The sequence below is a fragment of the Colwellia sp. BRX8-7 genome, assembly GCF_014077275.1.
Lineage (GTDB): Bacteria > Pseudomonadota > Gammaproteobacteria > Enterobacterales > Alteromonadaceae > Colwellia_A.
Map to the genome: position 1 here is coordinate 368579 of NZ_JACGVP010000001.1, position 20221 is coordinate 388799.

Genomic DNA, 20221 nt, shown 5'->3' on the forward strand with positions numbered 1-20221 from the left:
TTTTACTCTCTCCGATTTTTATGTTTTGTTCCACCAAAACGCGATTTAACTCTTACTTTTTACTTACCCACCATGATTGAGGTAGATTATAAAAATTTATTTACTCTTCTTATAACAAAGGTTTTAGTGAGGGTTAAAACTCACCTTTAAACCAAGCTAAGATACGCGAAGTAATACTAGCAATACCTTCACTTTTCTTACTCTCTATACTTTGTTGTTCATTGGCTTGCATACCGTAATGTAATAAACCAACAACCGTTGAGTAAGTTGAATCATCAACATACTCTTTTAAACCACTCATACCTTTTGGCTTAGCGACACGTACTGGCATTTGAAAAACTTCTTCAGCAAACTCAACAACACCTTCCATTTTCGCTGTACCACCGGTTAACACATAACCTGCGGCAATTTGATCTTCTAAGCCCGCTTCGCGAACTGCTTCTTGAATAAGTTCAAAAAGCTCTTGGTAACGTGGCTCAACGACTTCCGCTAAAGTGTGACGAGACATTGAGCGTGCAGGACGACCACCAACACTCGGTACTTCAATGTTCTCTTCCATACTCACCATTTGTCGAAGCGCACAAGCATATTGCACTTTAATGTCTTCTGCGTGGCTTAACGGCGTTCTAAAAATTTTCGCAATATCACTGGTGACCTGATTACCGGCCACAGGTATAACCGCAGTGTGTCTTAAAGCACCGCCAGCAAATACCGCAATATCCATCGTACCTGCGCCCATGTCTACCACACAAATACCGAGTTCTTTCTCATCATCTGTTAGCACAGCATAACTAGATGCTAATGCTGAAAAAATAAGTTGATCGGCTTTTACTTCACAGCGCTCAACACATTTAACAATATTTTTAGCCATGTCGTTAGCACAAGTAACAATATGAACTTTGGCCTCCATTCGGACACCTGACATACCAATCGGGCTTTTTATGCCATCTTGGCAGTCAATACTAAATTCTTGTGGTAGTACATGTAACATGCGTCGTTCCGCGGAAATCGGTACTGAACGCGCGGTATGTATTACGTTATCAACATCTTCTTGAATGACTTCTTTGTCATTGATTGGCACCATGCCATTTTCATTTTGACAACTAATATGCTTACCTGAAATACCTAAGTAAACCGAGCTAATTTGGCAATCGGCCATTAATTCAGCTTCGTTGATAGCACGCTGAATTGATTGAATAACCAAATTCAAATCATTAACGCCACCTTTATCCATACCTCGTGCAGGTTGATTTCCAACACCAACAATACTTAATTGATTGTCCGGTGTTATTTCACCAACAGCAACAGATATTTTCGACGTTCCTATGTCTAAACCTACTACCAAGTTTCTTTCGTTTACTTTTGACATTAAAGTTAAGCTCTTTGTTTATTCTCTGCGGTTTTCCAACCAACAGCGAGTCCAGTGTCATAACGTAAATCAACATAATCCACTTGCTGATTTTCTTCTTTTGTTTTCATTATTTGCGGGTAGACATTCATAAATCTTTGTACACGCTCAATTTTGTTTTCTCTACCTAAATTAAGCGTTATGCCGTTCTTCAGCGTTAACTGCCAAGAATGACGTTCGGTAAGTAACAATTCATCAATTGACAACTCACTAAACTTCAGCAACTTACTTAAATTAACAAAGTTACTTAAGGCAAGATCTTCACTGCCTTCAGGACCAAAAAATGCCGGTAATGCAGACTGTAAACGTGTGGTGTCTGCTTGAAATGCTTTACCGTATTGATTAATTAAAAAGTCACCATTCCATAAAGCAATCGGCGTTTGATCAACAACATAAATTTTCAGTTCATTTGGCCACTTTTTTCGTACCGATACCGAGTATACCCAAGGCAATTCAGCCACTTTCTGTTGTACGTGATTGACATCAACATTAAAAAAGTTTCCTAAGTTAACATCTTCAATCGCATTTTCTATATCTTGTCTATTGGTAAACGGCATTTCACCGCCAATAACAATCGACGTAACAGGCATTGACTCTTCAGATGACATTTTATTATTTAAAAACCAACTGAATGAAATAATAGTAACAATCACCAGCACAAAAAAAGTCACACCGAGCCAAAAAGACCAGTGTAATTTTTCTTGTTGCTCCGTCATTAATGGTGATAATGACGGTTGATTTCTACTAGTTATTGTCATTATTTATCTGCTAATTGTCCTGTGCTAATGGCAACTATTTTTGTTACCAGCTCACTAAAACTTAAGCCGTGTACCTTTGCTGCTTTAGGTACCAATGACGTTTCAGTCATACCTGGAACAGTATTGACTTCCAGTAGCTGCCATTTATTTTCATTGTTACGCATAACATCTACGCGCCCCCATCCTTTTGCACCGGTTGCTTTAAAAGCTTTAAGCGCTAATGCTTTAAGCGCTTGTTCATCTTCATCACTCAAACCAGCAGGACAATGATATTGTGTTGTCGTTGATTGATATTTAGCTTCGTAGTCATAGAACTCACGAGGCGTTTCCATATGAATGGCGGGTAACGCTTCTTCGCCTAAAATAGCCACCGTATATTCAGGGCCATTAATCCATGCTTCTACTAAAATTTGGTCATCATATTCAAAGGCAGTCGTTAATGCTTGGTGTAATTCATTGGCTGTTTTGGCTTTGGCCATACCAATACTTGAGCCTTCATTGGCTGGCTTAACCATGACCATACCACCGAGTGTCGCCAGTATTTTTTCTGCTTGAGTTTCTTGGTAAGCCTCTTTTTCGACAATAGCAAAAGGCGCAGTCGGTAATCCTTGTGCTTGAAACACTTGCTTGCTACGAATTTTGTCCATGGACAACGCAGATCCTAAGACATCAGAACCGGTATAGGGGATGCCCATATATTGTAAAGCCCCCTGCACACAACCATCTTCACCGCCTCGACCATGCAAAGCGATAAAAACACGATCGATATTTCGTTTAGTTAAGTCAGCTAAACAAAATCCTCGAGTGTCGATGAGTTCAACGTCAAAACCAGCTTGTTGTAAACCCTTGGTAATCGCTTTTCCAGAATTAAGTGATACTTCGCGTTCTGCTGAGTCGCCGCCATATAAAACAGCTAACCTTTGGTCTTTCAGTGCTTTCACTTTTTAGCCCCTTTAAGGTCAACATTTAGTAACGGGTTTATCATAATTTCACGAGCTATAACGCCAATAGTACCTGCGCCTTGTGTAATAACCATATCGCCGTCTTGTAATTGCGCTTGCAACAATTCTGCTAATATTTCAGCGCTACTAACATAGATAGGTTCAATTTGACCACGCTGGCGAATACTTCGCGCTAGGCTTTTACTGTCAGCACTGTTGATAGGCGCTTCGCCCGCCGCATAAACATCGAGTAAAAATAAGCAATCGACTTCAGATAACACTTCAACAAAGTCTTCGTATAAATCGCGTGTACGAGAATAACGGTGTGGCTCAAAAATCATCACTAAGCGTTTTTCAGGCCAGCCATTTCTCATTGCTTTAATTGTTGCTTTAACTTCACGAGGGTGATGTCCATAATCATCGACTAAGATCATCTCACCTTTTTCTGTCGCTAAATTAGCCAATTGTTCAAAACGTCTACCGATACCCGCAAATTTCTCTAGAGCACTGACAATGGCCGCGTCGTCTACGCCTTCATCAGTTGCAACAGCGATACTCGCCAAAGCGTTCAGCACATTATGTTCACCGGGTAAGTTTACTGACATATTGATATCAGCAAAACCTTCACGCTGTATGGTAAAATGACTAACGCCACCATTTTGTTGAAAGTTTGTCGCTCGTACATCAGCATCTTCACTAAAACCATAGGTGATCACTTGACGACCCATTCTTGGAATGAGTTCACGCACAACATCGTTATCAATACAAACAACCGCTAAACCATAAAACGGTAAGTTATGTAAAAATTCGATGTAGGTATCTTTAAGTTTTTCAAAATCACCTTGGTAAGTCTCCATGTGATCTTCGTCGATATTAGTGATCACTGAAACCATAGGCTGCAGATGCAAGAATGACGCGTCACTCTCATCGGCTTCTGCAATAAGGTAACGACTTTTACCCAAACGCGCATTGGTGCCAGCGCTATTTAATAAGCCACCAATCACAAATGTTGGGTCTAGGTCACCTTCAGCAAAAATACTTGCAATCAAACTGGTCGTTGTTGTTTTGCCATGAGTCCCCGCAATCGCAACACCATGGCGAAAACGCATTAATTCAGCTAACATTTCAGCACGACGTACCACAGGAATACGTAACGTTTGCGCATTCACCAATTCTGGGTTATCTGCTTTAATTGCCGTTGAAACAACAATAACACTCGCACCAACAATGTTATCTGCCGCATGACCTATAGTAATATTTGCACCTAACGCCATTAAGCGAGTAACAACTTGATTTTCGCCAATATCAGAGCCAGTAATTTGGTAGCCTTCATTTAACAATACTTCAGCAATACCCCCCATACCTGCACCGCCAATACCGACAAAGTGAATGCTTTTTACCCGGCGCATTTCTGGTAATTTAATAGGTGCGGTGTTATTGGCTATTTTATTTCTCATTATCTTACTCATTAGTTAACTAACTCCGCGCAAGTATTAGCAACACGGAGAGTTGCATCAACGTGAGCAGCATCGTGCGCCGCTTTCACCATCGACCTTACTACGCTGTCGGAAATAAAAAGGCTGTTAAGCATTTGCGCTAAAGTCGTACCGTTAAATTCTTTTTGTGGTAATAATTTTGCAGCACCACGTGAAACTAAATACATCGCATTTTTGGTTTGATGGTCATCAACGGCATGAGGTAAAGGCACAAAAATAGCAGGTTTGGCTGCCATAGCGAGTTCTGAAACGGTTAAGGCACCTGCTCGGCAAACAACAATGTCTGCCCATTGATAAGCGGCCGCCATATCTTCAATAAATTCAGTCACTTTAACTTTATCTTCTGACAAGCCAAACTTTTTATAGCTGGCCAGTACTGCTGTTTGATTATCACGACCCGTTTGATGCCAAACGTCAATATTTTGCAGTTGTATTTGTTTTAGCGCTTGTGGCACGGTTTCATTCAAAATTTTAGCGCCAAGACTTCCACCAACCACTAGTACTTTTTTACTACTACTTGGATTCTCGGGGATCACTGGCGTTAACGCGGTTATTTCTTTACGCAACGGGTTTCCAACCACCTGAAAGTCAATATTAGCGGTAAAAGCGTTTGGGAATGCACTCAACACTTTAGTGGCAATTTTCGCTAAATAACGGTTTGTCATGCCAGCAACCGCATTTTGTTCATGTAAAACTAAAGGGATCCGCATTAACCAAGCAGCAAAGCCACCAGGAGCACTTGCATAACCGCCCATGCCTAAGACAACATCGGGTTTTACTTTGCGTAATATCGCAATTGATTGTAAAACCGACTGTAATAATTGAAACGGTATTTTAACACGCTCTAACAAGCTTTTATTACGTACACCGGCAATATTGATAAATGAAATATCAAACCCATGCTCAGGAACAATTTTTGCTTCCATACGTTTTTCAGTGCCAAGCCAATGTATCTTCCAGCCTTGAGCTTTGAGCATTTCTGCCACAGCTATACCTGGGAAAATATGACCACCTGTGCCACCAGCCATCACTAATAAAGTGGGTGCTTTTTTGCTAGTTGTATTTTCAAATCCAGTCATATTGTTCACCCTCCTTATCATCTTTAGTTTTGGGTTTTACTACTATTTTATTCATTGCATTACTTTTTTTTATTTTGTTTTTCTTTGATTTTTTCTTAGTGGTCGCCTGAATACTTTGCAAACGTATCTCATGATCTATTCTCATCAAGATAAACACCGCCATGGTCATAATGATCATCGAGCTACCGCCATAACTTAATAACGGCATCGTTAACCCTTTAGTGGGCACTACACCTGCACTAGCACCAACATTGACCGCAGCTTGAAAGCTTATCCAAATACCAATAGCGTAAGCAAAAAAGCCTTCGAAATATTTTTCTTTTTGTAAAGCGGCTCTACCAAGTAACAGTGCCTTGAGCACTAAAAACATACTCAGCATTAAGATCACGCTTATGCCAATAAAGCCAAGTTCTTCTGCAACAACCGCCATAACAAAATCGGTATGCGCTTCGGGTAAATATTCTAGCTTTTGAATACTATTTCCTAACCCTTGTCCAAAAATCTCACCACGGCCATATGCCATCAATGATTGTGTTAATTGATAACCACTGCCAAATGGATCTTCCCAAGGGTCTAAAAAGCCGGTAACTCGCGCCCAACGATAAGGAGAAAAATAAGCGAGCGCGGATAATAAACTAATGCCAACGCCAGATACACAAGCAAATTGCCAAAGTTTAGCGCCAGCTAAAAATAACAGACCAAAAGTGGTCACAAACATCACAACAATGGTACCTAAATCTGGTTGCATTAATAACAAACCACCAAGTACAGTAAAGACAACGAGTGGTTTAGCAAACCCTTTAACGTTTTCCATCACTTCATCACGACGTCGAACAAGATAAGACGATAAATAACAAAAGAAAAACAATTTCGCAGGCTCTGCCGCTTGTAACGTTATTGGACCCACAACAATCCACCGTGTCGAACCATTAACCGTTCGGCCAATCACTAACACCACAACTAACAGCAAAATCCCCAATAGCAGTAAATGCCCACTGTGTTTTTGCCAAAGACTCATCGGTACGCTCATCGTGACAACGGCCACCAACAAACTTATACAAATATAAATAAAGTGACGCTCGACAAAATGAAACGGGTCATTGAACAATCTTTCTGCTACAGGCATAGACGAACTGGCGACCATAATGAGACCAATCATATACATACTAATAGCGAGTAATAAGTACGTACGATCAAATGTAGCGCTGCTAGAACCTTGCTCTGCCGATAACCACATGGGTAGTTTTATATTATCGAGTTTAGAGAGAACTGATGTTGTCATGAGTTCTCCTCTGGCAAGCTTGGTGTTTTATTTTCTCCGCTCAACTTGTTAACCGCATTGACAAAGACTTCGCCACGTTCAGCAAAGTTCTTGAACATATCAATGCTGGCACAAGCCGGTGAAAGTAACACTACATCACCTGATTTAACGATATTGCCAAGGATATTAATCGCTTGTTCAATACGGGTAACTTTACTATTTTTTATCTTTGCTTTATTAGCGACAGCAGCCACTTCATCGCCGTCTTTACCTAAGGTAAAAACATGGCTAACATCTTTAGAAAAAACGTTAGTTAATGGAGAAAAGTCTGCTCCTTTGCCATCGCCACCCGCAATAACATATAAGTTGTTATCTACTGACATCATAGCGGCTAAGCCTTCAATCGCTGCTAGGGTTGCGCCAACATTGGTTGCTTTAGAGTCGTTAATCCATTGCACATTTTTATACGTTGATATCAGCTGACAACGATGTTCCAAGCCTTTAAATTCAACTAAATGTACTAACATCTCGTCAAGTGGCCAACCAGCACTATGACCTAGTGCCAATACCGCTAAACAGTTCAAGGCATTGTGTAAACCGGCAATAGGTAGTTGATTAACACCAATAAGCGGCTTTGAGCCAAACATTAATTGTCTTTGTCCATCAATCACCGACATGCCAAAATGACCGTCAAGTGCAACATCGCTACCAAACGAAAGTGACTTTTGCGCCTTACCAACAAGTTGAGTATTAACATCATCACGATTAGTAATAGCCGTTTGACACTGTTGATAAATACCTCGTTTAATCGCGGCATAGTTTTCTAAGGTTTTATGACGATCTAAATGATCATCACTCACATTTAAAACAGTTGCAGCAATCGCCTTCATACTGCGTAATGTTTCTAATTGAAAACTAGAAAGTTCTAAGACTAAGCAGTCGAGTGATTTTTGCGATTGTTCTAGTACCGGTACTCCAATATTACCGCCTAGTTCAACTTTTTTACCCAGCCTTTGTCCGAGAAAAGCCAATAAAGACACCACCGTTGATTTACCATTTGAACCGGTAACAGCAAGAATAGCGGTGTTATTATTTTGACAATAAAGCTCAACGTCTCCAGCAACAATACAATTTTTGCTTATCTGCTTAGCAATGTCAGCAACACTGGTATCTACACCTGGGCTGACCAGTAAAACATCGGCTGAAGCGATCAGTGTTTTATCCCAGCCACCTAACGTTAACGATGTATGTGGAAACTCTTGCTTAAAAACGTCAATATTAATGGCATTATCACGACTGTCATTTACCGAGCAAGTTAAGCCATTTTTTGCTAAATAACGCACACAAGACAACCCTGTTAATCCTGCACCGAGGACAACAATTTTTTGGGTTGTTAACTGCGCTATCGCTAGCGGAGCTTGTGATGTCTTTTGCGTCATTTTATGCTTTATACCTACTTTAAATACTATTTTTTATTAAATGATTTATTAATCAATCATTGTTAGCGTAGTTTTAATGTCGCTAAACCAATCAATACCAGTACTAATGAGATAATCCAAAAACGGACAATAACTCTTGGCTCAGGCCAGCCTTTTAATTCGTAATGATGGTGAATAGGCGCCATACGGAAAATACGTTGGCCACGTAATTTATAAGAGCCAACTTGTAAAATAACTGACACCGTTTCCATAACAAAAACACCGCCCATAATGAACAACACTAATTCTTGTCGAACTAAAACCGCGATAACACCCAAGGCTGCACCAAGTGCTAAAGAACCAACATCGCCCATAAATACTTGTGCAGGGTAAGTGTTAAACCAGAGAAATCCTAAACCTGCGCCAACAATAGCCGTACAAACAACCACTAACTCACTCGCCATCGCAATGTGGGGAATATTTAAATATTCAGAGAAGTTTGCGTGTCCTGTCATGTAGGCAAAAATAGCAAAAGCGCCGGCGACCATTATCGTTGGCACTATTGCTAAGCCATCTAAACCATCAGTTAAATTAACTGCGTTACTGGTCCCAACAATCACAAAGTAGGTCATACCAACGTAAAAAATACCCAGTTGAGGTAATACGTCTTTAACGAACGGAATAAGTAAACTTGTTTCTTCGGGACTTTGAGCAAGAGAATATAAAAACAAGGCTGTCGCTAAACCCGCAACGGTTTGCCAAAAGTATTTCCAACGCGCAATTAAACCATTAGGGTCTTTGCGAATAACTTTTCGATAATCATCAACAAAGCCTATTAGGCCAAAACTGGTGATAACAAAAAGCACGACCCAAACATAGGTATTACTTAAATCGGCCCAGAGTAAAACACTGACCACAATAGCGGCTAAAATTAACAGCCCACCCATAGTCGGCGTGCCGGTTTTCACCAAATGGCTTTCAGGGCCATCATCGCGAACAACCTGACCCACTTGCATATTTTGCAAGAAACGGATCAGCTTAGGACCAAAGTACAAAGATATAGTTAAGGCGGTTAATGTACTTACAATGGCGCGAAATGTTAGATAAGAAAAAACATTAAAAAAACTGTAATACTGTGTTAAATATTCACTTAGCCAAACTAGCATGAACTTATCTCCGATGATTTATGTTCTGAAGTTGACGAAGAGAGTTCTAAATTTTTACGCCAGTTAATAATATCTTGCACTACATTTTCCATACGGGCACTACGTGATCCTTTGACTAAGATAGAGATCGCTTGCTGCTCATTTTCCAATAAAGAAATTAAACAACGCATTAACGACACTCTGTCACTAAAATGTTGGCCATTAAAAGCATCAGCTGAACTTTGACTCAGCACGCCCAGCGTCAGTAAATCATCAATTTTGCATTGTTTAGCATAATCGCCAACTTCATGATGATAACCTCGAGCTTGTGCGCCCAATTCGCCCATATCACCAAGGATAAGGATGCGTCGGCCTGAGTAGCTAGCCAATAAATCGCTAGCCGCTTTTATTGATTCAACATTTGCGTTGTAAGTATCATCAATTAATTTAAACGTGGGTGTTAACTGATGTAAATTTAATCGGCCTTTCACCGGTGACATTTCAGCCAAGCCTAAACGAATATCGTCAAGGCTAGCACCAAATTCTAAAGCAATCGCAGCTGCAGCAACCGCATTACAAACATTGTGTTTCCCCGGCACCGTTAATTCAATGAACGTATTGCCAGAGTGAGTATTAAGCTTAAAGCCAGCACAACCTGTATCATCAAGTATTACATCACTTGAGAAACAGTCAGCAGCTTGTTCACATGAGAACGTTCTTACTTTTTTGTCAACCAAACGCCATTGCCATTTATTGGCAAATTTACAATCTTGGTTATATAGAGCAATGCCGCCACTGCTTAGGCCTTCAAAAATTTCACCTTTTGCACGTGCAACACCGCATAAATCGCCAAATCCCTCTAAATGAGCCGCGGCAATATTATTAATAATAGCAACATCAGGCTTCACTAATGCTGAGGTGTAAGCTATTTCACCCATATGATTTGCACCCAACTCAACCACAGCAAATTCGTGCTGTGACTCAAGGCGCAATAAGGTTAGTGGCACACCAATATCGTTATTAAAATTCCCTTTTGTTGCTAATACCTTGCCCAAGCGTGATAAAATTGCCGCTACCATTTCTTTTACTGTGGTTTTACCACTACTTCCGGTAATAGCAACCGTTTTAGGGGCAACTTTTTCTTTCACATAAGCAGCTATCCTGCCTAAGGCTTTATGTGTATCTTCAACAATAATTTGAGGAATACTCAGTTGGCAATCATCTTGAACAATCACGGCTGCACAACCTAATTCAATCACCTGATTCAAAAAACGGTGTGCATCAAAATTTGGCCCCTTGAGCGCAAGAAATAATTCACCCTTTGCTAATGCTCGACTATCGGTATTAATGCTATCAATAGTGATGTTTTCTCCAACGAGCTTACCATCAACGGCTAAAGCAATTTCAGCTAAGCATAATGGGATCATGAGATTGCTCCTGCAGTGTTACTTTGTTGTTGATAAACGTCATAAATGGCTTTAACCAATTCACGTTCGTTATAATTAATTTTTTCATTAGCTACTATGATGTAGTCTTCATGGCCTTTACCCGCAAGTAAAACCATGTCATCAGCCTTTGCTTTTGCCAAGGTAGCTTTGATCGCGGCTTCGCGGTCAAGTAAAACGGTGATTTTTTCAGGAAAAAGACACCCCGCGAGCATATCGGCAACGATATCTTCAGCTTTTTCTGTTCTTGGATTATCTGTGGTAAACACCAGATGATCAGCACCATTCTCGGCTGCTAGCGCCATTAGTGGTCGCTTACCTTTGTCTCTGTCTCCTCCACAACCAAACACCACCCATAACTCACCTTTACAATGGTGGCGACAAGCATGCAGTGCACTGACTAATGCATCGGGAGTATGTGCATAGTCAACAATAGTGGTCGCTTTATTATTAGCTTTAAATGTTTCCATGCGGCCAACAATCGGTGTTAATGCTTTAACCGCTAACGCGATATCATGTAATGAAATATTTTTGCTCATCAATACAGCAATACCCGCTAATAAATTTTCAATATTGAAATCGCCCATTAGCACGCTGTCAATTTCTTGTTGACCAAGATGGGTATTCAAGATGAATTGAACACCATTAGCATGGGTTTTAATCTCACTGGCTTGGGCATAAGCTGAAAATTGAGTAACTGCGGCCGATTTACCATAAACAATAAGACTTTGCTTATTTGGCCAATGCGCTAACCATTGTTTACCTTGCTGGTCATCACCATTAATAATGGCTATTTGTTTGGCATCATGACTAAAAATTTGATATTTGGCGTCAGCATAGTTTGTCATGGTTTTATGATAATCAAGATGATCGCGTGTCAAATTGGTGAACACGGCAATATCAAGTAAATTTGCTATAACACGCCGCTGCTCAAGTGCATGAGAAGATATTTCCATAGCAACATTTTTACAATGATCTGCAGAGAACTCAGCCATTAACTGATGCAACTGTGTTGCTGCCGGTGTCGTGTTTTCAACGGTTTGTAGCGATTCAATTTGTCCAGCGCCATTGGTGCCTATAACCGCTGTTCTTTGTTGGCAACTAGCTAATAATTTTGAGATTATTTGACTGGTGCTGGTTTTACCATTGGTGCCAGTAATACCTATAATCGTCATATTATCTTGTGGACTTTGATAATACCCCTTAGCAAATGAAAATAACTTTTCATTGAGTTGATAGAAATAGACTTGTGCTATTTTTTTATCTGAATTTTCTGTCGTTAAATAAACAATTTCACCATGTTGGCTGGCATGGCTGCATTCAGCAATGATTAACCCACACTCTAATGATACGGCTTGGTTAATAAAATCATTACCATTTTGCTGATGGCCGATAATCGCACAAAAGACACCGCCCGCTTTTAATTTACGAGTATCATTAATCAAATCTCCACAATTCATTGGGAAATAAGCCCGTTCAGCCAATGCAGGTAACGGTAAATTAAACCGTTTAAAAACGTCAAATAATTGTGCTTGGCTCAATGAAAAAGTAAACTTAGGCATCGGCATGCTCCTGTTTTACTTTCATTGTTGGCTTGTCTTCACTGACCACAGGTCTTATATCAGCAACACGCTTTGCATCTGGGGCAATATTTAATACCCGCAATGCGCCTTTCATTACTCTTGAAAAGACAGGCGCAGCAACTTCGCCACCATGGTATAAATCGCCGCCAGGTTCATTAATAACAACAACAACCACAATCTCAGGATCAGAAATTGGTGCCATGCCAGCAAACAAGCCAACGTATTCATTGCCATAGCCACCAGCGAAAGCTTTAATTGCAGTGCCCGTTTTGCCACCAACACGGTAACCTTCTACCTTAGCATTTGGGGTATGCTCATTAACCACATTTTCTAACATGCCAACAACTTGTTCACTCGATTGCTCTGAAAAAATCCGTACATCTCGAAGTGGAATAGTATCCAAGGTATCTTTTTTGATAATAGTGAGCGGCTTTTTAATGCCGCCATTAGCTAAGGTTGAATAAAAACGTGCTAGTTGAAGCGGGGTTGCCGCAACACCATGTCCCCAAGATAAGGTCGCTAATTCAAATTTCGACCAACGTTGGCGATCATGCATAATACCTGAACTTTCGCCAACTAAGCCAACACCCGTTTCTTCGCCAAAGCCAGCATCAAAAAATTTATTCAGTAAAAATTCTTTCGGTACTGAAAGTGCTAGTTTTGTCGTGCCCATATTTGATGAATGGACCAAAATATCAGTAATACTTAATTTGCCACGGTTAATTGGGTCGCCAACTCTGCGGCCACCTAAACGCATCCAACCTGGACTGGTATCAATAATGCTGTCGGCTTTTACCGAACCAAACTCTAAGGCGGTTAATGCAGTTAAAGGTTTTAAGGTTGAACCCGGTTCATAAAAATCGGTGATCGCTCGATTTCGAAAACGATGGATCGCTGTGTTTCGACGATTATTAGGATTATAAGATGGGCTATTTACCAGCGCTAAAATTTCGCCTGTATGAACATTAGTAACAACGACTGAGCCTGATGTCGCTTTAAATGCTTTTACCGCACCTTTTAATTCTTTATAAGCGATGGCTTGAATACGCTGATCAATACTCAAAACGATATCTTTGGGCTGAGTAGATTCTTGCTCAGACAGTATTTCTATTTTACGGCCCTTAGCATCTTTACGGTATTGTTTTTCGCCGTCAGTTCCCGTCAGTAATTGATCGTAAACGCGTTCAACACCCTCGATACCTTTGTCATCTACATTGGTAAAGCCAACAACATGAGCGCTTATTTCTCCTGACGGATAAAACCGTTTTGATTCTTTTCGTAAATGAATACCCGGTATTTTTAATTCTTTAATGTATTTAGCCATTGCTGGCGATACTTTACGTTCAACATAAACAAAACGTTTAGTTGGGTTTTTAACAATACGTGAAGTTAGTTTGTTAACATTACGCCCTAAAACATCGGCAAGTGCTTGCCAATGCTCTTTCATTGCTAGCGCATTGTTGTCCATGATAATTTTAGGATCTGCCCACACGGTTTCAACCGGGACACTGATCGCCAGTTCACGGCCGTTACGATCGACAATTGAACCACGTTGTACTGTATGAGCAGCGGTACGTAATGAGCGCATATCTCCCTGTTTTTTCAACATGTCGGGTTCAATGATTTGAATATATGCACTGCGAGCCAACAAACCTGCATAAACAAACACTATTAGGCCGACCACAACGTAAAAACGCCATGCCACCGAAATTTGCTGTTTATCTACTTGTTTCTTCACTAACTTGCTCATTGTTGTTGAATGATAATTTCCGAATTTATATTCGGTCTTTTCATCTGTAATAATTTTCTAGCTTTGCTTTCTATCGTACTGTGCTCAGCGAGGCTGTTTTGCTCTAACAATAAATTACGCCACTCAATATCTAACTCATCTCTTTCTGTTAATAATATTTCTAAACCACTGGTGGTTTGACGGTTTAAATGGGTGAAGTAAATCACCGAAAATGCCGAAATAACCACCATAACTAACAACAGATATATAAATATATGTCGCTGAATGTCGTACCAAACTTCTAATGGCAATGCCATTTTTGAGTTTGCCATAACTATATCAGCCGCATTAAAGCGGTAATCTCATTGCAACCCGCATGACTGAACTTCGTGAACGTTTATTTTCTTCAACTTCACTTTCACTGGGTTTTAGTCTTCGACCAACAAGTTCTAATTTTTTACCTTTATTCAATTCTGCTTCACTGATCGGTAAACCACGAGGCACTTTTTTGCCTTGCGAGTGTTTTTTCATAAACTGCTTAACAAGACGGTCTTCTAATGAATGAAAGCTAATAACCACTAAACGACCATTTTCAGCAAGTACTGATAATGATGCCGCAAGTACTTTTTCAATTTGCTCTAACTCACTATTAATGTAAATACGGATCGCTTGAAAGCTTCGTGTCGCTGGGTGCTTTTTAATTTCACGTTGTGGTGCTGTCGTTTGAATTATTTTGGCTAATTGACTAGTACGGGTATAAGGGGTTTCTTCACGTGTATCAACAATGGCGTTAGCAATTCGCCAAGCGTGTTTTTCTTCGCCGAAAGTACGTAGTACCCAAGTAATATCTTCAACATCAGCCACAGCAATCCATTCTGCTGCGGTTTGTCCACGCGAAGTATCCATACGCATGTCTAATGGGCCATCATTCATAAAGCTAAAGCCACGTTCGGCTTCATCAAGCTGCGGCGAAGACACGCCAAGGTCAAGGAGAATACCGTCAACTTTACCAAGTAATTGATGCTTTTCAGCAATGTTTTGTAAGTCGGCAAAGCCTTCGTGCTCAATAGTGAATCGAGCATCGTCAGCAAATTTTTCTGCCGCTTTAATTGCCGTAAGATCTCGGTCAATGGCAATAAGTCGACCATTTTCAGAGAGTTGAGAAAGTATAAGGGCTGAGTGCCCGCCTCGACCAAACGTACAGTCGATATAGGTACCATCGGGGTTGATTGCGAGTCCGGTCACTGCTTCGTCAAGCAATACCGAGATATGTGAATTATCTAATTTCATTTTGGGTAACACCATGTTACTGAATACCAAGTGATCAATTCGGTATCGGGTTATTAACTATTTTTAGTCTTATTTTTGCTATTTACAGTGATAAGTCTAACAAGCGGTCAGTCAGTTCAATTTCACCCGACTGAATTTGGCTAATGCCTTTTTGCATTTGCGCTTGCCAGGCATTTTCACTCCAAATTTCAAATTTCTTTAATTGTCCTACCAGCATCACACCTTTTTCTAAATTGGCATGTAAACGCAACGGACCATTAATCAATAAGCGACCACTCTTATCAATTTCACAATCAGAAGCATTGCCTAAAAGTACTTGCTGTAACAATCGTTCTTGTGGGTTCATACTCGATAAACTACACAATTTTAATTCTATTTCTTCCCATTCAGGAAGCGGGTAAAGTAGTAGGCAGGGATGTTGAATATCAACGGTACAAACCATTTTTCCTTGGCAATCGGCAAATAGCTCTTCGCGGTACTTGGTCGGTACCGTGATTCTATTTTTACTGTCGAGCGTAATTGCGCTGGTGCCTCTAAACATAATCCTGCTTTATTATTTTAGTAATCCTTTAAGATCCACTAATTCCCACTTATTCCCACATTGATACAGTTTAGTGAGAAAAGTGAAGTCATGTCAAGCAAAGATTGGTATAAATGATCTGGCCGAACGCCAATAAAATTAAGGCTTTGAGCAAAGTTGATGAATTTGTGGGGTTTTGTGGATCCTTGCCCCAAAATATGTAATACAATTAACTTTTTAGCTAATTTCGAAGAAAAGATGAGCGGTTAGCGACTACTTACTTGATACCAATGAGTCCTATTATTAACAACCAAAAAGCAAAAAATAATTTCAACTTAGTTGCTGAGAGGTGCGTCACTAAGGTCTTAGCAAAAATACCGCCAAGCAAGGCACCTGGACCTGCGAATAGCACCACTTGCCAATAAATTTCAAATTGAATCAAGGTATGCTGCCAGATGGCAGACCAAACAGTAAAAGCTGAAACAATCACGGCTGCGGCCACCGCCATACTAATGTCAAAACGTCGAAGAATTAAATAAATGGCCAATAACTCACCAACACCTACCGATAGCCAAGCGGTAAGCGCACCACCAAATAGTCCTATGGTGGTTAAAGCGAGCCAATCAAAAAGGTAGAGTTGGCTACGCTCGCGATGTGGCTTAATAAAGAAGATAGTGCCAATTATAAATAGGCCAAGCACTAAAGAGAACCAGCTAAAGCTGTGATGCAAAGAAGTGGGTGAGCTAAGTTGATTACCATAAACAAACCAAATACCCATAATTGAGCTTATTGTGGTCACACTGATAATACGTTTAAACCCTTGCCATAAATGTAATTATGTTTTTTTACTATGGTAATGAAACCACCAAGTAAAAGCGCCGGCAGTCATACCAAAACATTGAATAGCAAAGCTGGTCGCTATAGATTGTTGTTCAGTAAAATTGAGTTGATTAAACAATGGGATAAAGACAACCCCGCCACCTGCTCCCGTTGAATTGGCAAAAATACCGCCAAGTAAGCCAATAAAACTAAAAACCCCATACTCACGAATGTCTTCGATAGCTATAGGAGACATTACTAGCATGCCAAACCAAATCGAAATGAATAATAAAATAAATTTAGGGTTATTTAAGCGAAAAAAATTCACTGAATATTAACGCTTACTTTGCTGAGCCTGTTTATCGGTAAGGAATGTTATCGCTGCTGCCGATAAATTTTTATTAGAAATGTAACTACGCCCCTGAGCGTGTCTTATTAACCAACCTAGCTGGGTGTTTTGTATTAATTGCACGTCTGACCACAATAATGTCAAGCTAGCGTAAAATGATTTACTCACAATGCCCTGTTCATCAATCGTTAAATCAACATTACCTTTGGCGGCTTTACTGAGCATTTGTCGCATCACCCACCACGGTTTTTGATAATAGGTACTGACGGCTTCAAGAATACCTAAAGCAAAAACAAACCAAGCTGCATAGGGATTCATTTCGGTAAACAGTACTAACAACATTCCAGCAACGGTTAAGGCAATTGATTTTTTATAGGCGCTTATTGAAGTAACGATGACAACAGATTCGCTAAAACATTCTTGAAAATGGGCTTTGTCTAGTTCGTAGGTTGTTGAGTAGGTAAAAGGCTGTGACATAAAGATAAAAAACTCAGGTAAAATAATAATGTTATTTTACCTGAGTTTTTAATAAATGATGAAGTAAATAGTGATTAAAAGTTACGGTTACTTATATCTCATCATTGGCTGTTGGAATTATCACGTCTTCAATGTTAATTTCTTCGGCGATCATACCCACTTCGACACGGTCAACGCGTTGTAGACCTCTTGGTAACTTATTGCCACGGCGACCACGCTCACCACGATAGTGTTCAACATCGCTGGCTTTTAAGGTTAACTTACGTTTACCCGCGTGCAATGTTACCGAACTCTCTGCTGAAATAACGTTTAGTATCGAAACAAATTCTTCACGGCTTTTCGCTCTTGCTGCAGAAATATTAATAATTTTGTTACCTTTACCTTTACTAAGTATCGGTAAGTCTTTGACTGGAAATACCAGCATTCGACCTTCAGACGTAATGGCAAGCACTAACATATTATCAATATTAGCAATTGGCAATGGTGTATTCACTTTGGCATTTGCTGGCACGCTTAATAATGCTTTACCATTCTTATTGCGGCTGATCATGTCAGAAAATTTACCAACAAAACCATAGCCAGCATCACTGCTGAGTAAATATTTACTTTCATCACTTGCCATTAAACTCGTGACAAACGTTTCTCCTGTCGATAGGCTAAAACGGCCACTTAACGGCTCACCTTGGCTTCTTGCCGTTGGCAATGTATGAGCGTCGGTGGTGTAAGCACGCCCCGTTGAGTCAATAAAGACCACAGGATTATTGCTGCGCCCTTTTGAAGAACATAAGTAGCTGTCGCCTGATTTATAACTCAGCGCTTCGGGTTCAATATCATGACCTTTGGCACAACGCGCCCAACCCTTGTGAGAAACGACAACGGTAACGGCTTCACTGGGGACTAAATCTTTTTCAGATAGTGCTTTTGCTTCGCTGCGCTCAATAAGAACAGAACGACGGTCATCACCATATTTTTCAGCCGCTTCTTGAATTTCTTTTTTCATTAGCGTATTCATTCGCGCTGTTGAGTTTAATATTTTTTCAAGATATTCACGTTCTATATTAAGCTCTGCTTGCTCTGCTCTTATTTTAATTTCTTCAAGTTTAGCAAGTTGGCGAAGCTTAATTTCTAAAATTGATTCTGCTTGACGTTCTGATAAATCAAAACGAGAAATCAGTTCTTCTTTGGGTTTATCAAAATTTCGAATAATTTCGATAACTTCATCAATATTTAAATAGGCGATCAATAAACCGTCTAATAAATGTAAACGAGCTAACACTTTGTCGAGACGATACTGCAAGCGACGACGCACAGTTTCGCGACGATATACCAGCCATTCTGATAAAATAACCCGCAAGTCTTTTACTGCAGGTTTATTATTCAAGCCAATCATGTTTAGATTAACACGATAACTTTTTTCTAAATCGGTACTGGCAAACAAGTGATTCATTAATTGTTCTATATCAACTCGATTAGAACGAGGGATCACCACTAAACGGGTTGGATTCTCATGATCAGACTCGTCACGCAAATCAACCACCATAGGTAGTTTTTTCGCATTCATTTGCCCAGCAATTTGTTCAAGTATTTTGCCGCCAGAAGCTTGATGAGGTAAAGCTGTAATAACAATATCACCCTGCACAACCTCAAAGATGGCGCGCATCTTAATACTACCTTTACCGGTTCTATATATTTTTTCAATATCGGCTTTAGGTGTAATTATTTCAGCATCGGTAGGGTAATCAGGACCTTTGACATACTCAAGTAAATCACTAATTTCCGCTTTAGGTTGTTCAATTAAATGCACACATGCATTAGCCACTTCACGAACGTTATGGGGCGGAATATCGGTAGCCATACCAACAGCGATGCCGGTAATACCATTTAAGAGTATATGAGGTAAACGAGCAGGCAAGGTTTTAGGTTCATTCATGGTACCGTCAAAGTTTGGTGTCCAATCAACGGTGCCTTGACCTAATTCGGCGAGTAATATTTCGCTAAAACGTGATAAACGTGATTCGGTATAACGCATAGCAGCGAAAGATTTCGGATCGTCTGGCGCGCCCCAGTTTCCTTGCCCGTCAACCAGCGGATATCGATATGAAAATGGCTGAGCCATTAATACCATAGCTTCATAGCAAGCAGAGTCGCCATGTGGGTGAAATTTACCCAACACATCACCAACAGTACGCGCTGATTTTTTATATTTTGCGTTGGCAGACAAACCTAATTCAGACATCGCATAGACAATACGTCTTTGAACTGGCTTCAAGCCATCACCAATATGTGGTAAAGCTCGATCCATGATCACGTACATCGAATAGTTTAAATAAGACTCTTCGGTAAATTGTCGAAGTGGTCGCTGTTCAATACCTTCGAGGCTAAAATTAAGCGCGTCTGACATGAATTAATTCCTGAATTGTCAACCTGTTAGGGAGTAGCCCTACCCGTGACTTTGGTTATTATTTTTAGATTACATTTAGCTAGACTCTAGCTTATATGATTA

17 protein-coding genes and 1 pseudogene are annotated in these 20221 nt (G+C 40.2%); all 18 read right to left on the reverse strand.

Translation table 11 applies throughout. From position 1 onward, the window contains the following. Positions 1-133: 133 nt before the first annotated feature. Positions 134-1369, reverse strand: coding sequence for a cell division protein FtsA (gene ftsA, locus H4J57_RS01575; RefSeq protein WP_070374773.1), 1236 nt, complete (start codon positions 1367-1369; stop codon positions 134-136). Between the two features lie 5 nt (positions 1370-1374). Further along, positions 1375-2166: a cell division protein FtsQ/DivIB gene (locus tag H4J57_RS01580; RefSeq protein WP_259366762.1), complete on the reverse strand. Its 792-nt coding sequence runs from the start codon at positions 2164-2166 to the stop codon at positions 1375-1377. Continuing rightward, positions 2166-3107 (reverse strand): D-alanine--D-alanine ligase, encoded by a 942-nt coding sequence (locus tag H4J57_RS01585; protein WP_070374774.1) that lies wholly within the window; start codon positions 3105-3107, stop codon positions 2166-2168. The genes H4J57_RS01580 and H4J57_RS01585 overlap by 1 nt, the downstream gene beginning before the upstream one ends. After that, positions 3104-4564 carry a UDP-N-acetylmuramate--L-alanine ligase gene (gene murC / locus H4J57_RS01590; protein WP_182241734.1) on the reverse strand — a complete coding sequence of 487 codons (1461 nt, stop codon included), beginning with the start codon at positions 4562-4564 and terminating at the stop codon, positions 3104-3106. Before murC ends, H4J57_RS01585 begins: the two co-directional genes overlap by 4 nt. 11 nt (positions 4565-4575) lie before the next feature. Beyond that, a complete protein-coding gene (gene murG / locus H4J57_RS01595; protein ID WP_070374775.1) occupies positions 4576-5682 on the reverse strand; it encodes an undecaprenyldiphospho-muramoylpentapeptide beta-N-acetylglucosaminyltransferase in 1107 nt (368 codons plus the stop codon). Beyond that, positions 5669-6919, reverse strand: a complete 1251-nt coding sequence (gene ftsW / locus H4J57_RS01600) for a cell division protein FtsW (RefSeq protein WP_259366772.1) — start codon at positions 6917-6919, stop codon at positions 5669-5671. The genes murG and ftsW overlap by 14 nt, the downstream gene beginning before the upstream one ends. Positions 6920-6960: 41 nt before the next feature. Beyond that, positions 6961-8382, reverse strand: coding sequence for a UDP-N-acetylmuramoyl-L-alanine--D-glutamate ligase (gene murD, locus H4J57_RS01605; RefSeq protein ID WP_182241735.1), 1422 nt, complete (start codon positions 8380-8382; stop codon positions 6961-6963). A 62-nt stretch (positions 8383-8444) separates the two neighbouring features. Continuing rightward, positions 8445-9527, reverse strand: a complete 1083-nt coding sequence (gene mraY, locus H4J57_RS01610; protein ID WP_182213320.1) for a phospho-N-acetylmuramoyl-pentapeptide-transferase — start codon at positions 9525-9527, stop codon at positions 8445-8447. After that, positions 9521-10933 (reverse strand): UDP-N-acetylmuramoyl-tripeptide--D-alanyl-D-alanine ligase, encoded by a 1413-nt coding sequence (gene murF, locus H4J57_RS01615; protein WP_182241736.1) that lies wholly within the window; start codon positions 10931-10933, stop codon positions 9521-9523. The genes mraY and murF overlap by 7 nt, the downstream gene beginning before the upstream one ends. Beyond that, a complete protein-coding gene (locus H4J57_RS01620) occupies positions 10930-12513 on the reverse strand; it encodes a UDP-N-acetylmuramoyl-L-alanyl-D-glutamate--2,6-diaminopimelate ligase (protein WP_182241737.1) in 1584 nt (527 codons plus the stop codon). The genes murF and H4J57_RS01620 overlap by 4 nt, the downstream gene beginning before the upstream one ends. Next, positions 12506-14284 carry a penicillin-binding protein 2 gene (locus H4J57_RS01625; RefSeq protein WP_182213314.1) on the reverse strand — a complete coding sequence of 593 codons (1779 nt, stop codon included), beginning with the start codon at positions 14282-14284 and terminating at the stop codon, positions 12506-12508. Before H4J57_RS01625 ends, H4J57_RS01620 begins: the two co-directional genes overlap by 8 nt. Beyond that, positions 14281-14595 (reverse strand): cell division protein FtsL, encoded by a 315-nt coding sequence (ftsL, locus tag H4J57_RS01630; RefSeq protein WP_182213312.1) that lies wholly within the window; start codon positions 14593-14595, stop codon positions 14281-14283. The genes H4J57_RS01625 and ftsL overlap by 4 nt, the downstream gene beginning before the upstream one ends. Positions 14596-14611: 16 nt before the next feature. Continuing rightward, on the reverse strand, positions 14612-15553 hold the full coding sequence (gene rsmH / locus H4J57_RS01635) for a 16S rRNA (cytosine(1402)-N(4))-methyltransferase RsmH (protein WP_070377051.1): 942 nt from the start codon (positions 15551-15553) through the stop codon (positions 14612-14614). Positions 15554-15635: 82 nt separating this feature from the next. After that, positions 15636-16094, reverse strand: coding sequence for a division/cell wall cluster transcriptional repressor MraZ (gene mraZ / locus H4J57_RS01640; RefSeq protein ID WP_070374782.1), 459 nt, complete (start codon positions 16092-16094; stop codon positions 15636-15638). Between the two features lie 256 nt (positions 16095-16350). Beyond that, positions 16351-16887: pseudogene (locus tag H4J57_RS01645) on the reverse strand (sulfite exporter TauE/SafE family protein); the annotation flags it as partial. A 21-nt stretch (positions 16888-16908) separates the two neighbouring features. Then, on the reverse strand, positions 16909-17148 hold the full coding sequence (locus H4J57_RS19905) for a sulfite exporter TauE/SafE family protein (protein WP_259366763.1): 240 nt from the start codon (positions 17146-17148) through the stop codon (positions 16909-16911). Positions 17149-17226: 78 nt separating this feature from the next. Continuing rightward, positions 17227-17718 carry a YcxB family protein gene (locus H4J57_RS01650; RefSeq protein WP_182229967.1) on the reverse strand — a complete coding sequence of 164 codons (492 nt, stop codon included), beginning with the start codon at positions 17716-17718 and terminating at the stop codon, positions 17227-17229. Between the two features lie 91 nt (positions 17719-17809). Further along, positions 17810-20119 (reverse strand): DNA topoisomerase IV subunit A, encoded by a 2310-nt coding sequence (gene parC / locus H4J57_RS01655; protein ID WP_182241738.1) that lies wholly within the window; start codon positions 20117-20119, stop codon positions 17810-17812. Positions 20120-20221: the final 102 nt, after the last annotated feature.

What these genes read in the sequence shown, in the direction of transcription:
- ftsA (WP_070374773.1), bottom strand. Translation starts at nt 1,369, where the DNA reads ATGTCAAAAGTAAACGAAAGAAACTTGGTAGTAGGTTTAGACATAGGA.
- H4J57_RS01580 (WP_259366762.1), bottom strand. Translation starts at nt 2,166, where the DNA reads ATGACAATAACTAGTAGAAATCAACCGTCATTATCACCATTAATGACG.
- murC (WP_182241734.1), bottom strand. Translation starts at nt 4,564, where the DNA reads ATGAGAAATAAAATAGCCAATAACACCGCACCTATTAAATTACCAGAA.
- murG (WP_070374775.1), bottom strand. Translation starts at nt 5,682, where the DNA reads ATGACTGGATTTGAAAATACAACTAGCAAAAAAGCACCCACTTTATTA.
- ftsW (WP_259366772.1), bottom strand. Translation starts at nt 6,919, where the DNA reads ATGTGGTTATCGGCAGAGCAAGGTTCTAGCAGCGCTACATTTGATCGT.
- murD (WP_182241735.1), bottom strand. Translation starts at nt 8,382, where the DNA reads ATGACGCAAAAGACATCACAAGCTCCGCTAGCGATAGCGCAGTTAACA.
- mraY (WP_182213320.1), bottom strand. Translation starts at nt 9,527, where the DNA reads ATGCTAGTTTGGCTAAGTGAATATTTAACACAGTATTACAGTTTTTTT.
- murF (WP_182241736.1), bottom strand. Translation starts at nt 10,933, where the DNA reads ATGATCCCATTATGCTTAGCTGAAATTGCTTTAGCCGTTGATGGTAAG.
- H4J57_RS01620 (WP_182241737.1), bottom strand. Translation starts at nt 12,513, where the DNA reads ATGCCTAAGTTTACTTTTTCATTGAGCCAAGCACAATTATTTGACGTT.
- H4J57_RS01625 (WP_182213314.1), bottom strand. Translation starts at nt 14,284, where the DNA reads ATGAGCAAGTTAGTGAAGAAACAAGTAGATAAACAGCAAATTTCGGTG.
- ftsL (WP_182213312.1), bottom strand. Translation starts at nt 14,595, where the DNA reads ATGGCAAACTCAAAAATGGCATTGCCATTAGAAGTTTGGTACGACATT.
- rsmH (WP_070377051.1), bottom strand. Translation starts at nt 15,553, where the DNA reads ATGAAATTAGATAATTCACATATCTCGGTATTGCTTGACGAAGCAGTG.
- mraZ (WP_070374782.1), bottom strand. Translation starts at nt 16,094, where the DNA reads ATGTTTAGAGGCACCAGCGCAATTACGCTCGACAGTAAAAATAGAATC.
- H4J57_RS19905 (WP_259366763.1), bottom strand. Translation starts at nt 17,148, where the DNA reads ATGTCTCCTATAGCTATCGAAGACATTCGTGAGTATGGGGTTTTTAGT.
- H4J57_RS01650 (WP_182229967.1), bottom strand. Translation starts at nt 17,718, where the DNA reads ATGTCACAGCCTTTTACCTACTCAACAACCTACGAACTAGACAAAGCC.
- parC (WP_182241738.1), bottom strand. Translation starts at nt 20,119, where the DNA reads ATGTCAGACGCGCTTAATTTTAGCCTCGAAGGTATTGAACAGCGACCA.